Raw genomic sequence first — 13,846 nt, 5'->3', positions numbered from 1 at the left:
CTCTGTTTTCTAATCACACACCCTCTTGTCCTCCTGAAAGGATCTTGTGGGCGAAAGGTAAAGATATCTATGCGAAGCCGCTGCTAGTTACATCTCTAATTCATAATTTCCCCATAAAAGAAAGAGGGGTTTAGCGGCTGTTTTAGGGAAAACAGCCGCTAAACCCCTCTTTCTTTTATCATCCTCACATCTTCAAATCTTCACATCTCCAAATTTAATTACGTCTTCTGTTTCTTTTTCTTAGCCGCCGGGAACAGGATGTTGTTCAGGATCAGCCGGTAGCCCGGGGAGTTGGGGTAGAGCGAAAGGTCGGTGGGTTCCTCTTCCACGAAGTGTTGGTAGTCCTCTGGGTCATGGCCGCCGTAGAACGTCCAGGTGCCTTTTCCGAAGGTGCCGTGGATGTAGCGGGCCTCGTCAATGGCTTTGTTCTCGCCCATCACCACCACCTCAGATTTAATGAGCCTTTTCTTGAAACCAGTGGTTAATCCCATAAACCCCTTAATGGTTTTGACGTGGTTCTGGGTGAGCATGGTAGGAATGGGATCCCACTTAGCCGAGTAGGTAAAGAGCTGGAAAAAGTCGTTGTTCTCCCGCAAGCCCCGCTCTAATTGGGAATTGTCAATGTTGGAGAACTCCGGGTGATATGGATCTCTGATCAGGGTGAAGTCCTTGAAGGCAAAGGTGTGGTTGAAGTTGAGCTTCTGCTGGGCTTGAGGGTCTGAAGGGTCGCCGTCAAACATGCTTTCGGTGATGTCCAGACCCACGGCGGCCAGGGCAATGTCATAGGTATCCGTGGCTGAACACATGGCGAACATGAAGCCCCCACCGGCGCAGAAATCCCGGATGCGCTGCGCCACTGCACTTTTCAGCTGGGGCACTTTGGCATACCCGAACCGCTTGGCAGTAGCCTCGGCCTCGCGCTTCTGCTCCAGGTACCAGGGTGCGTTGCGGAAGGCGGTGTAGAACTTACCGTGCTGGCCCGTGAAATCCTCATGGTGCAGGTGCAGCCAGTCGTACTTCGGCAGTTTGTCTTCCAGGATCTCCGGGTCATAGATGATATCATAGGGGATCTCAGCGTAAGTGAGCACCAGGGTCACGGCATCATCCCAGGGCTGTTTTGACTTGGGCGAGTACACCGCAATCTTTGGCGCCTTCTCCAGCTTCATCACGTCCATGTTAGACTCCGGGGCGGCAATCTGGGCAAGGATCTGGCTGTACTGCGCGTCTGAAATAGACTGGTAACTGATGCCCCGCACCACCAGTTCGTTCTCCAGCGCGTTGCTCTGTTTAAACCCAAAGGCACCGCCTTTGTAATTCAATAGCCAATCAACCTCCACTTGCCGTTGCAAGGCCCAATAGGCTATGCCATACGCTTTTAAGTGGTTCTTCTGGCTTTCGTCCATGGGAAGCAGCAGGTAAGAGGCCCAACCAGAGTGGGCTACTGCCATGAAAGCCAGCAAGAGAAAGAAAATCCTGGACAACGTCTTCATTGATAACCGGTTTGGAACGAATGTAAGAAAAACAGCCAATAAACAGGAAAACCATTACTTTTATAACAGTAAGAAAGAGTTCGCTTTTACGACAGATAGTCTGTAACGGTACTGGCCCCGAGAAAACATGAATCTTTTAGAAAACACGAAAGAAGGTTTCCGCTCCATCAAGAGCAATTTGCTCCGTACGGTGCTCACGGCCCTCATTATCTCCATCGGGATTATGTCTCTGGTAGGAATATTAACGGCAATTGAAGGCATTAAGTCTTCGGTTTCCAGCACATTTTCCACCTTGGGGGCTAATTCTTTTGACATCGAGAAGAAATGGAGCGGTGGCCAGCAAGGCGGGCGGCAAAGCAAGGTGTACCCCAACATCACCGAGTTCCAGGCCAAGCAGTACAAGAACCTCATGACCGACAAAGGCAGGGTGAGTTTGTCTGCCTGGGTAAGCGGGAACGTGTCTGTGAAGGCGGGCAGCATCAAAACCAACCCCAACATGAGCGTGATAGGGGGCGACGAGAATTACCTGGTGAACGAGAACTATGATTTAGAGCTGGGTAGGCCTTTTTCCAGCCTGGAGATAGAATCCGGCGCCCCCGTAGCCATTATTGGCGAGGAAGTGGCAGATAAATTATTTCCCAAGCAGAGCCCCGAAGGCAAGAGCCTGATCATGCTGGGCCGTCGGTTCAAGGTGATTGGCAAAATCAAAAGCGAAGGCGGCGGGTTGGGTGGTGGCGGCAGTAACCGCCGGATCATCATCCCGCTGGAGGCAGCCACTCAGATTCCTACCCAATCGCCTTTAACTTTTGAGATAAAAACCGCCATCCTCAATGGCACCAGCCTGGCCTTCGCCATGGAAGAAGCCACGGGCATTATGCGCAAGGTGCGGCAAGACCGGCTGGGCCAGGAAGATTCCTTTGAGATCACCCGCAGCGATTCTGTGGAGCAGACCCTGAACAAGATCACCGGCTACCTCAAAACCGGAGGCTTCCTGGTGGGCTTCATCACCTTGCTGGGGGCTTCCATCGGGTTAATGAACATCATGATGGTGAGCGTAACCGAACGCACCCGGGAGATCGGGATCAGAAAAGCATTGGGGGCCACTATCAAACAGATACGGCTTCAGTTTTTGATAGAGGCCATTGTGATCTGCGTGCTGGGCGGAGTGGTTGGGATTATCCTGGGCATTCTGATGGGGAACGGCATTGCCATGCTCATTGGCAAAGGAGAGTTCTTTGTGCCTTGGCTTTGGATGATCGTGGGCATGGTGATATGTATCACTGTGGGCCTGGTTTCTGGGTATTATCCCGCCTACAAAGCCTCTAAACTAGATCCTATTGATTCCCTCAGGTACGAGTAAATCGTATATTGACCACCCCATTTTCCACCCATTTTAACCAAAACAAGCGGTAAACTTCTTTTTTGATTATGTTTTTGAGGCTCCTTTTTGTTCATAAAAAACTGCCGCATTCCCACCTACATTAGTTTTGCATGTTTCCTTTCAAGAAGAGGCTTTCCCTGGGCACGCTTTCAAGGGGAAGCCTTTGGCTGGAATTCCAACTTAACAATGCCTATTTGCTGCGGTGGTTGGTTCTGGCACTGGTAGTAGGGGTGTTGGCTGGAAGTGCCTCGGCCTTGTTTCTCTGGCTCCTGGACTGGGCCACCGCCTTCCGCGAAACGCACCTTTGGATCATAGCCTTTTTGCCCGTGGCGGGCTTTCTCATTGGCTGGCTTTACCACCGGTGGGGCAAAGAAGCGGAAGCCGGCAATAACGCTGTACTGCGAGCCATTCAACAACCTGCTGCCACCCAGGTGCCATTGATCATGGCGCCATTGGTGCTGGTAGCCACCATTCTTACCCATCTGGTAGGCGGTTCTGCGGGCCGCGAGGGTACGGCCGCCCAGATGGGAGGCGCCCTAGCCGATCAGGTGGCGCGCCTGTTCCGCCTGCGGCCCCGGTACCGCCAGTTGCTGTTGATCTGCGGCTTGAGTGCCGGTTTTTCCTCCGTTTTCGGGACCCCACTGGCCGGCGCTATTTTTGGGGTAGAGGTGTTCTTGCTGGGGCATCTTCGGTACCAGGCGCTGCTCCCCAGTTTACTGGCTGCATTGATTGCGCATGTGGTGACTACTGCCTGGGGAATAGAGCACACCTTGTTCCCCGTGGTGGAGGGGCCCACCCTGACGGGTTGGACGTTGGGGGCTACTTTATTGGCGGGCATCTGCTTCGGCCTCGCTGCCCGGCTATTTTCCTGGGCCACCCAAGCCGTAAGTCACACCTTCAAGACTACTATTGCTTACCCGCCCCTGCGGCCGGTGGTAGGAGGAGTGTTGCTGGTTTTGGTCGTCTGGGGCCTGGGCACCACCAAGTATATTGGCCTGGGGATTCCTACTATTGAGCAAGCCTTTGTTTCTGGGTTGCCCCCTTATGATTTTCTATTGAAGCTGGCGTTGACGGCCCTCACGCTGGGCTGCGGCTTCAAAGGAGGCGAGGTCACACCTTTGTTTTTCATTGGTGCCACGCTGGGCAATGCGCTTTTCCCCTGGTTCCCTTTGCCACTGGAGGTGTTTGTGGCTCTGGGATTTGTGGCGGTGTTTGCGGGCGCCTCCAATACGCCATTGGCCTGTAGCCTCATGGCCATGGAACTGTTCGGCGCAGGGATTGGGGTTTATGCCGCTTTGGCCTGCGGGGTAGCTTATCTGTTCTCCGGACATTCCGGGATCTACGGAGCCCAGGTGGTGGCTACCAGCAAGAACCCGTATTATGCGCGGGAGGCAGGCACCCGCCTGGCAGAACGTAAACGCCGGTTCCTCTAACGCTTCTGTAACTCCAAGTACATGAAAAAAGCCTGACGAGCGTCAGGCTTTTTTATCAATGTGTCTTCGGCAGAAGTTATTTCTTTGAAGAAGCTTTGCTGGCTTTGTATTCTTCGTTCAAGCCTTTCACTGCTGCTTTGGTGATGTCCAAAGAAGAGTCACCGTACAGGATGGCGCTATTGCCTCGGGTGTAGGTCAAGACCATTTTATAGCCTTTCTCCTGGCTTATTTTCTTGAGGTGCGCCTCTACTTTCTCGTAGATCTTCTTCATCTCATCATTCTCGTCTTTGGCCAATTGGTTGCCCGAAGTCTGCTGTTGGGCAGCTAGTTGTTGTTCTTTCTGAGCCAATCTTTGTTCAGTCGCGGCGCGTTGCTCCTGAGTCATGTTAGCCCCGGTTTGTCTGTACTGCTCCACTTCCTTCTGGAAACTGGTGGCTTTGCCTCTCAGGTCATTCTCCATTCTTTTCCCTTTGGCTTCCAGGCGGGCTTTCACGTCTTTGAAGTACTGGTACTGGTTCAGCAGGGAGTCAGAATTCACATACACGATTTCTGGCGCTGGGGCAACGGTTTCAGGGGCGGTTTCAGCCTCCGTAGCCGTGCTGTCAGAGCCGGCGGCCGTCTGGCTGGTGGCCGGGGTGGTTGTTTTGGGAGCCTGGTCATTTTTGCAGGCTGCAAAGGAAGCTGATAACACAGCCAGTAAAACAAGCTTTTTAGAGATGCTCACAGTCAATAATTAAGGATGGTGAATAAAGGGGCAGGGGCCGCAAGTACATGATCGCGGCCCCTGATCCTGCGTTAGGGGTTCAATTTAAGAAAATAATCCGGAAGCCTGAGAACCTGGCCTGGTAAGATTAATTTCCGCTGGCCCGGTTCACCTCCTCCAGGCTGGCATTACGGCGTTTCACTTCAAACTTTTCGCCTTTGTTGAAGCGGTAGCGCAGGTTCAGGCGTACGCCCTGGCCATACTGGTACATGTCCAGCACGTTGACATTCCCGTTCACGGCCGAGGTTCCTTTCATTTTCTGGGACCGGAAAAGATCTGTCAGGGCCAGGCTCACGTCCAACTGGTCTTTCAGGAAGGAGCGTTTCACAGCCACGTCTACCCACACGGCGGCGGCGGTTTTGTAGATGTTGAACACGCCTTTGCCGCGGTAGGTGCCGTTCACCTCTACCTTGAAATTATTAGGCAGCAAGATGTTGTGGTTCATCTGGGCTGTGAACATGGTTTGGGCATTGTACACGGTGGTGGTATCTACAGGTGTGGTGAATTTCTGGTAGGCCACGGTCACATTGTTGCTCATGTTCCATTTAGAGGTCACGGTTACCGGCACCACAAAGGTAGCGTTGGCAGTCTCGCTCTCCACGTTGCGTTGCTGGAAGATCATGGTGTTGGTTTCTGGGTAAAAAGCGGGTACTTCTGAAATATCGTCTTTGGTGTGGGCATAGCCCAAAATCACGTTGTAGTTCTTCCGGAAGGTTTGGGTTACCTGGAACGAGTTGGTGTATTCTGGCTTCAGGTTCGGGTTGCCCTGGGCATAGGTGTTGGCGTCAATGAAAAACCGGAACGGGTTCAGGTGGCTGTAGCGGGGCCGAAAGATGCGGCGGCTATAGTTGTACCCGATCTGGTAGTTGTCGGTGATCTTCTGCTGCACGAACACACTCGGGAAAAAGTCAAGATAGGAGCGGGGCGTCACTTTATTTTCAGGAATAGAATTACCTTCCGATTGGGTGTATTCAGCCCGGAGACCTGCCTGGATGGATACTTTTGGGGTAAGGGTGGCGCTGAAATTAGAGTAGCCAGCCAGAATATTCTCTTCATAGATGAAGTGGTCTCCCCGGCGTAATGGGTCTGGTACCCTTTGGCTCCCCTGGAAGGAAAAGAAATCTATCTGGTTATCAGACTCTACGTAGCTGCCTTTGGCCCCCAATTCCAATTTGCCTTTTACCTTAGGGAAAGGTTTTACATAATCCAATTTGGCGGAATAGATCTGGTAAGAGGTAGGGTTGTCCGTCTCAAAATAAACTTTCTCCTCTTTAGAACTGGTGGCAAAAGTTCTCAGGTTAAAGAAATCACTGCGGCCGTGGTCGTTGATGCGGGCCACGTCTACATCTGCCGAGAGGGTGGTGCCTAGGGTGTCCAGTTTGCCAAGGTAGTGGGCGTTGAAGGAGGCACTGTTGAACTTTCCGTTGTTGTGGGTGCGGGTCTGGTTAAAAACCGTGCCGGCCAGCCGCGGGTCTTCCAGCGTGGAGGCGGTGGATACCCCAGATCTGGTGTTGGAGCCTGATAAGCTCAGGGTGGCACCCACACTGTGGTTCTTGTTCAGGTCATAAACGGTGCCAAAGCGGGCCGAAGGGGCAAAAGTACGTCCATCCTCTTTGCCAGCTTGGGTGAGGACAGAGTTCTTGCCTTCCTGGACAAAGATACGGTCCATGGTGAAAGACCGCTTGCGGGGACGTTCTGCCAGGTCAACGGTAGCAGAAGAACTCCATTTGCCTTGTTTCAGGTTGAGGTTGAGGCCGCCGTTGCCGCCGCTATTGGTATTGTTCAGGTATCCGGCGTACACACTGCCGTTGAGGCCGTTCAGATTGTTTTTCTTCAGGTTGAGGTTTATGATGCCCGCAGAGCCTTCGGCGTCAAATTTGGCCGAGGGGTTGGCGATGATCTCCAGGTTCTTCAGGTTATCAGCGGGCATGCCCTGGAGCAGGGTCTGCAGCTGTTTTCCGTCCAGGTAGGTCAGTTTGCCATCGATCATCACCTTCACGCCCTGTTTCCCGTTCAGCTGGATGTTGCCGTCCTGATCTACCCACACCCCCGGCGACTTGGCCAGCACATCATAGGCTGTATTGCCGGCCGCCATGGCGGTACCTTCCACGCTCACCACCATTTTATCTGCCTGCACGTCTACGGTTGGCCGCAGGTTCTGCACGGTTACTTCCTTGAGCACCTTGGCATCCTGTTTCAGGGCTATTTTACCAAAATCACGGGAATAACCCTCTGAGGTAACCTCCAGCACAGGCAGGTCCTGGGTTGCAAAGCCCATAGCGCTGATGCGCACCAGGTACTTGCCTGCTGCTGGGGTCTTCATCTTGAAGGTACCATTCAACTCTATGGCCGTGCCTGTGAGAACCGAAGCATCAGCGGCTTTCAAGAGGGCTACGGTGCCATACGGCAGGGGAGCACCTTTGTCATCTACCACCAAACCGGTGAGATGGCCGGGGGTTTGGCCCAGGGCCGCCTGGGTGATAAAGGCCAGCGCGGCCATTAAGAGGAGAATGTTATAGAACTTTTTCATGGCAGTAAAGGTGTTTTTGAATGGGTTTGGATTTCTATATAGTACTGTGTAATGCAAGGTACATGGCTAAAAAAAAAGCCTTAGGTCTACAGCGGCAGTTGCGGGGTGATAGGGGCCAGGAAGGAATTGCCCTTATTTTTTTGGCTTGAGGTTAGATACACGTACCCAAACAGGAGGCCGGTGAACGAGGAAAGAAACAATGTGACCTGGAGAAGCAACTGGAGAAGGGCGGTAGTTTCCATAGCTATAGAAGGATTAGGTTGTATTTTTCTCTAAGGATGAAGCAAAGATATTATAAGGTACTATGTAAAGCAAGGTACTGTTAAAAATATTTTTTTGTTTCGTTTGCCAGCCCTTTGACGCCAGGAAATAAGAAGAGGGACCTTATAACAGGAGGAGGTATCCTGTACCTTCCTTATCTATAATCCACCGAGGCAGTATAGGCGCTGTTTTTTGAAAAGATGCTCCAAAGCTGCCTCGGTGAAAAAAGTATTGTATTGGGGTGGGTGAGGCCTTAGTTACCGCCGGCGCGGTTCAGTTCGTCCAGGTTGGAGTTGCGGCGTTTCATTTCAAAGGACTGGCCTTTGGTGAATCGGTAGCGTAGGTTAACTCTTACGCTTTGGGCTCCAAAATACTGATCAAAGGCATTGATATCCTGGCCAATGTTGGCGGCCCCTACCACGTAACGGGTCCGGAAAATATCGGTGACCGAGAGGGAGGCCTCCAGTTGGTCCTTCAGGAATGACCGTTTTACCGCCGCGTCCAGCCACCAGTTTTGCTCAATTTTGTACAGGCCGTAGGCCTGGGGGCCCTGGTAGCCGGCGTTCAGCTCCAACTTCATTTTCTGGGGCAGCAGCACGTTATGGTTGGAGTTGAGGGTGTAATAGAACTGGCTGTTTTCCTGCAGTTTGTCCTGGAGCCAGATAGAGAATTCCTGATAGCCCAAATTCAGCGTGTTGTTGATATCCCATTTTTTGGAAACTTTTATGGGCACTACGAGGGTGCTGAACAGGTTGTCAAAGTCATCCACGTTCTGGGGGCCGAAGGTGGTGGTATTATTTTCCTTGTTCTGCACCGGTATCTCCCCAATGAAATCCGTGGTTTTGGAATAGCCCAGGGTTAGGATATAGCTATTTTTGAAGGTTTGGGTCATTTGGAAGGAGTTGGAATACTGCGGCCGCAGCCCAGGGTTGCCCTGCGCCCAGGTGCGGGGATCCAGGTAGAAAATGAACGGGTTAAGGGAGCCGTAGTTAGGCCGGCTGATGCGGCGGCTGTAGTTGTAGGTGAGCTGGTAGTTGTCTGACACCTTCTGCTGCAGGAACACGCTGGGGAAAAAATCCAGGTAATCTTTGGGGGTGGATTTTTGCAAGGTAACGGAGTAGCCCTCAGAGCTGGTGTGTTCGGCCCGCACTCCAGCCTGCAGGCTCCATTTGGCGCCTAGGTTCAGGCTGTAGTTCAGGTACCCGGCCAGAATGGTCTCTTTGTAGATGAAATGGTTGCTGCGGAGCGGATCGCTTACCCTGCTAGAGCCTTCCTGGGCAAAGAACCTTAACTCATTGTCTGACTTGACATAACTGGTTTTGAGGCCGATTTCCAGCTTGCTCTTGTTCAGGTATTTTTTAATAAAATCCGCCTTGGCAGAGTAAATGAAATACCCAGAAGGGTTTTCGCTGCCCAGGTTTTCTGCTTTCATCGGTTTGCCACTGTTGGGGTACTGATATGAGTTCAGGAACTGGGAGGTGTTTTTATCCCCGATGCGCACAAAATCCAGGTCAGTGGTAAAGGTGCTGCCCAACGTATCTATTTTGTAGAGGTAGTGGCCGTTGGTGGTCACGTTGAAATAGGAGCCCTCTACCGCGTTACGGGCCTGGATGAATTCGTTGTCCTGGGGGAGAGGCTCCAGCAGGTCAGAGTCGGTGTGGTAGAAGTTGTCGGAGGCTTGGGTGGTAAAGTTTACGGTGGCGCCTAGGCTATGTCTGTCATTAAGGTCATAGTCAGAGCCTAAGCGAAGGGACGGGGTAATTCTGATGCCTTCTTCGCGGCCTACCTGGTCAAACCAGGTACTTCCTTTTTCTGAATGGAACAGCCGTTCCATGGTATTAGTGCGGAGGTTTCCCCGCCGGGAAAGGTTCAGGTTGGCAAAGGAACTCCACTTCTGGGCCTTGTGATTAAGGTTGCCCCCACCTGAAAACCCATGCAGGCCATTGTACTGGTAGCCGGTGTACACGCTGCCGTTCAGGCCGGCCTGGGTGTTCTTTTTCAGGTTGATGTTGATGATGCCGGCGTTTCCTTCGGCGTCAAACCGGGAGGAAGGGTTGGAGATGATTTCCAGTTCCTTCAGGTTTTCTGCCGGCATGGACTGCAGCATGGTCTGCAGTTGCTTCCCAGATAAGTAGGAAGGCTTGCCGTCAATCATCACCTTCACCCCGGCTTTTCCGTTGAGCTGGATGTTGCCATCCTGGTCTACCCACACGCCCGGCGACTTGGACAGGACTTCCAGGGCCGTGCTGCCCGCGGCCATGGCCGTCCCTTCCACGCTCACCACCATTTTGTCTGGGTGGTTCACAATGGTGGGACGAAGACCTTCCACGGTTACTTCTTTGAGCACCTTGCTATCCTGTTTCAGGCCTATTTTCCCAAAATCTTTGGAAAAAGCGCCGGAGGTGACCTCAAACGGAGGGGTTTCCTGAGTAGCGAACCCCAGGGCGCTGATCTTTAAAATATAGGTGCCAGGCGCCGGGTTCTTTAGGTGAAACCGACCGGTGGCTTCCACGCCGGCTCCGTCTATGATCGCGGCGTCCGCTTTGCGCACCAGGGCCACCGTACCATAGCTTAGGGCCTCCCCCTTATGATCTAAAATCAGACCTGTGAGGCCAGGGCTGGCTTGCGCAAAGGAAGTTTGGGACCAACAGATAAAACAAAGTAGGAACAGAAACTGATAAAAATTCTTCATAGGATTAGGGTTTAGTAGAGTAAGGCAGTGCAATTAATTATTTGGGCTGTACAATGGGGTTCTTTGAGTGATAGATGGCAGCAGAGTAAAAGTGGTTGCTTGGGCTGGTGAAATTTATTTTCCTAGGAAGGAAATTGTGGTCATAGATAATGCTCCGGTTTCTTAAAGAGGTCAACTATTTGGACAATGAAAATCCTCCTTTTCCGGCTCCTCTGGCACTTTCAATCACCAAAGCCACTTCGCTTGGTCAGTATGAAAAGAGCCAATTGATATTGTTTACCTGATCAGTCTGAAGGAAGGGAGAAGGATTGAAAAGAAGATGGTCAACGAGGAAAGGCTAAGGATTTATTTTATCTTTTTCCGGCCTGATTTTGGAAAATAGAAGGAAAACCGAAGGCTTACTGTAGAATACTTTTGCACCTTCTTGACTAGAGCAATTCGTACGGCCTCCGTAATCCGCCTCCTGCCCTGATCCTCCTCTTGAAGCCTGACGTTCCTGGTCAGTTTTCGAAAAACAAAGGGTAAAAGAGGTACTACTATCAAATGGACCAGGGGACAAAAAGGCCCGCCGGAAACCTTCTTCCTGGTCTTTGGGTATGGGAACCGGAGCTTGGATTCACCTTGCTTTCGTAGATTGCCGCCTGAAACCGCTGCTGGGCGGCAGAAAGAGAGAAGAAGCATGAAAGATTTGAATACCCCTCCGGCCGAGGCCGCAGAAAAGAAGAACAGCCTTTCCATTATCCTCAAACGGTTTGGGTTAGACAATTTCCTGCTGTTCTTGCTGGCCATGATCCTGCTGGCCTACCTATGGCCTGAATTAGGCGAGGAGGAGGGGCCTTTGCCGCTGGAGGAGATCACCACCTATGGCGTGGCGCTAATCTTTTTCTTTTATGGGCTGCGGCTGAGCCCGGCCAAACTTAAGGAGGGCCTCAGTGATTGGCGGCTCCATCTGGTGGTACAGGCTACTACCTTCGTGCTTTTTCCGCTGCTGGTGTGGGCGGGGCATCTGGTGGCGGGCCCGGGAGAGAATCCTGCGCTTTGGCTGGGCGCTTTTTACGTGGCGGCGTTGCCTTCCACGGTTTCTTCGTCGGTGGTGATGGTGTCTATTGCGGGCGGGAATATTCCGGGGGCCATCTTCAACGCCAGTATCTCCAGTCTGATTGGGGTGTTTATGACGCCGCTCTGGATGAGCTTTTTCGCCAGCACCAGTTCCGCGGCCCAAATGGATTTGACCAGCGTTATCCTGAAGCTGATGCTGCAGGTAGTATTGCCCGTGACCCTGGGTATTCTGCTGAACAAAAAGTTTGGCGCCTTCGCCGAAGGCCAAAAAAGCCGCCTCCGGGTCTTTGACCAAACCATTATCCTGCTCATCGTCTATTCTTCTTTCTGCGATTCCTTCGCCCGCAACATGTTCCAGGGCTTCAGCGGCCTGGATTTGTTTTTGCTGGGGGCGGTGATGGTGGGGCTTTTCCTGCTGGTGGTAGGTTTAACGGCCGCGATAAGCCACCTGCTGGGTTTTTCTCGGGAGAACCGGATTACCGCAATTTTCTGCGGCTCTAAAAAGTCCCTCGTGCATGGAACGGTGATGTCTAAAGTGCTTTTCCCAGATGCCAATGCCGTGGGGATCATCCTGCTGCCGCTCATGCTGTACCACGCCCTGCAATTGATCATTGCCAGTATGCTGGCCCAGCGCATGGCCCGGAAAGAGATAACTTCTGCCCAGCAAATGGCGGGATAACCTTATCTTTTCCCCGCAGCCCTTGTTCTTGAGAAGCAGAAGGCCCCACGGAGGTATCTCAATGGGGCCTTCTGCTTTTGGGCTTATTTTATATAATCAGGCTTTTAATGCGCCAGTAGTTCATAGTAGGTTTCTTCGGCTTCCATCAAGCCGGCCGGAGTGAGGTTAGTGAGGCGCACGTGCTTTTCCTCGTTTACCAGCACCGGGTCGTATTTGGCTACCACCCGCACGTAGTTCTCGGTGAAGCCTTCTATCTGACCATCGGTGATATCAGCTTCAAATAGTACTTTTCCTTCGTACCCGATCTGGCTTTCATAGTAGGCCCGCTTCTTTTTCTCAGAGAGGATGCGGAGCATGTCGGCGCGACGGTTGCGTTCCTTTGGCGGTACCACACCCGGTAAATCAAGAGCCATGGTGTTGGCACGCTCAGAATACGGGAACACGTGCAGGTAACTGATGTCCAGTTCGTTCAGGAAGTTGTAAGTCTCCAGGAATTCCGCCTCTGTCTCCCCGGGGAAGCCCACAATCACGTCTACGCCGATACAGGCGTGCGGCATGGCCGCCTTGATCCATTCCACGCGCTGGGCGTATAGTTCGCGCAGGTACCGGCGGCGCATAAGCTTCAAAATCTTGTTGCTGCCCGATTGCAGCGGCACGTGGAAGTGCGGCATAAAGCGCTGGGAGCCTGCCACGAACCGGATGATCTCCTCACTCAACAAATTAGGTTCAATGGAAGAGATGCGGAACCGGCTCACGTTCTCTACCTGGTCCAGGGCCTGCACCAGTTGGAAGAAATTCTCTACCCGTACCCCATCCTGCAACCCGAAGTCACCGGTGTTCACGCCCGTCAGCACTATTTCCTTTACCCCAGATTCGCCGATGCTTCGGGCCTCGGCCACCACTTTCTCAAGGGTGTTGCTCCTGGATTTACCACGGGCCTGCGGAATGGTGCAGAAGGTGCAGGAATAGTCGCAGCCGTCCTGCACTTTCAGGAAGGTGCGGGTACGGTCTCCAAAGGAATAGGCGTTCACGAAAGTATTGGCCTCCGACACCGGGCTGGCGTGTACCTGCGGGGCGTCTTTCTTTTCAAAAGTCTCCAGAATATCTACCAACTGAAACTTCTCAGCAGCCCCTAACACGGCGTCTACGCCCGGTATCTCAGAGATCTCCTTCGGCTTGAGCTGAGCGTAACAGCCCACAATGGTAATGAACGCGTTAGGCGAATGCTTGAGCGCTTCCTTCACCACCTTGCGGCACTTCTTATCGGCGTTGTCAGTGACGGAGCACGTATTGATGACGTATATATCTGGCGTATCAGTGAACTCCACTTTCTCAAAGCCCCGCTCCTGGAATATCCGGGACAGGGTGGAGGTCTCAGAGAAATTGAGCTTACAGCCTAATGTATAAAATGCTACCTTTTTCATAATCAAGGCCCAAAGATACGGAGAATAGGGAAATAGTTGTTGGTTGCTAGTGTTTAGTTGGTAGTGATTAGTTGCTTGTGATTAGTAGTTGGCTGAATTGGGGGCGTTTTTATAGAAAGGACACAAAAACATAG

The 13,846-nt window shown here is 52.3% G+C and carries 9 protein-coding genes; 3 read left to right on the top strand and 6 right to left on the bottom strand.

Features of this window, described 5'->3' with window-relative positions; translation table 11 throughout:
* Window positions 1-218 precede the first annotated feature (218 nt).
* The gene (locus FOE74_RS09255; protein ID WP_372428175.1) at window positions 219-1,490 is read right to left on the bottom strand and encodes an asparagine synthetase B; all 1,272 of its coding nucleotides are present in this window, start codon (window positions 1,488-1,490) and stop codon (window positions 219-221) included.
* A 127-nt stretch (window positions 1,491-1,617) separates the two neighbouring features.
* Here FOE74_RS09255 and FOE74_RS09250 point away from each other — a divergent pair, with 127 nt between their 5' ends.
* Both FOE74_RS09250 and FOE74_RS09245 read left to right on the top strand, forming a co-directional pair.
* A complete protein-coding gene (locus FOE74_RS09250) occupies window positions 1,618-2,850 on the top strand; it encodes an ABC transporter permease (protein ID WP_149098324.1) in 1,233 nt (410 codons plus the stop codon).
* A gap of 131 nt (window positions 2,851-2,981) precedes the next feature.
* On the top strand, window positions 2,982-4,304 hold the full coding sequence (locus FOE74_RS09245; RefSeq protein ID WP_149098323.1) for a chloride channel protein: 1,323 nt from the start codon (window positions 2,982-2,984) through the stop codon (window positions 4,302-4,304).
* 76 nt (window positions 4,305-4,380) lie between these two features.
* Here FOE74_RS09245 and FOE74_RS09240 read toward each other — a convergent pair whose 3' ends face one another.
* The 4 genes from FOE74_RS09240 to FOE74_RS09230 form a co-directional block, all read right to left on the bottom strand.
* A complete protein-coding gene (locus FOE74_RS09240) occupies window positions 4,381-4,995 on the bottom strand; it encodes an OmpH family outer membrane protein (protein WP_225840753.1) in 615 nt (204 codons plus the stop codon).
* A gap of 160 nt (window positions 4,996-5,155) precedes the next feature.
* Entirely contained in the window at window positions 5,156-7,597 is a 2,442-nt protein-coding gene (locus FOE74_RS09235; RefSeq protein ID WP_149098322.1) for an outer membrane beta-barrel family protein, read from the bottom strand.
* Window positions 7,598-7,683: 86 nt separating this feature from the next.
* Complete coding sequence (locus FOE74_RS21200) at window positions 7,684-7,839, bottom strand: hypothetical protein (protein WP_188686551.1); 156 nt, start codon at window positions 7,837-7,839, stop codon at window positions 7,684-7,686.
* Window positions 7,840-8,111: 272 nt separating this feature from the next.
* Entirely contained in the window at window positions 8,112-10,550 is a 2,439-nt protein-coding gene (locus tag FOE74_RS09230) for a TonB-dependent receptor (protein ID WP_149098321.1), read from the bottom strand.
* 679 nt (window positions 10,551-11,229) lie between these two features.
* Between FOE74_RS09230 and FOE74_RS09225 the strand changes: the two genes are divergently transcribed.
* Window positions 11,230-12,288 carry a bile acid:sodium symporter family protein gene (locus FOE74_RS09225; protein WP_149098320.1) on the top strand — a complete coding sequence of 353 codons (1,059 nt, stop codon included), beginning with the start codon at window positions 11,230-11,232 and terminating at the stop codon, window positions 12,286-12,288.
* A gap of 104 nt (window positions 12,289-12,392) precedes the next feature.
* On the opposite strand, the gene mtaB is transcribed toward FOE74_RS09225, so the two are convergent.
* Window positions 12,393-13,712 (bottom strand): tRNA (N(6)-L-threonylcarbamoyladenosine(37)-C(2))-methylthiotransferase MtaB, encoded by a 1,320-nt coding sequence (gene mtaB, locus FOE74_RS09220; RefSeq protein WP_149098319.1) that lies wholly within the window; start codon window positions 13,710-13,712, stop codon window positions 12,393-12,395.
* Window positions 13,713-13,846: the final 134 nt, after the last annotated feature.

Origin of the sequence: Rufibacter glacialis, from assembly GCF_008271745.1 — a bacterium.
In the GTDB taxonomy this organism is placed as follows: domain Bacteria; phylum Bacteroidota; class Bacteroidia; order Cytophagales; family Hymenobacteraceae; genus Nibribacter; species Nibribacter glacialis.
This window is presented reverse-complemented; position numbering and strand designations above follow the sequence as displayed.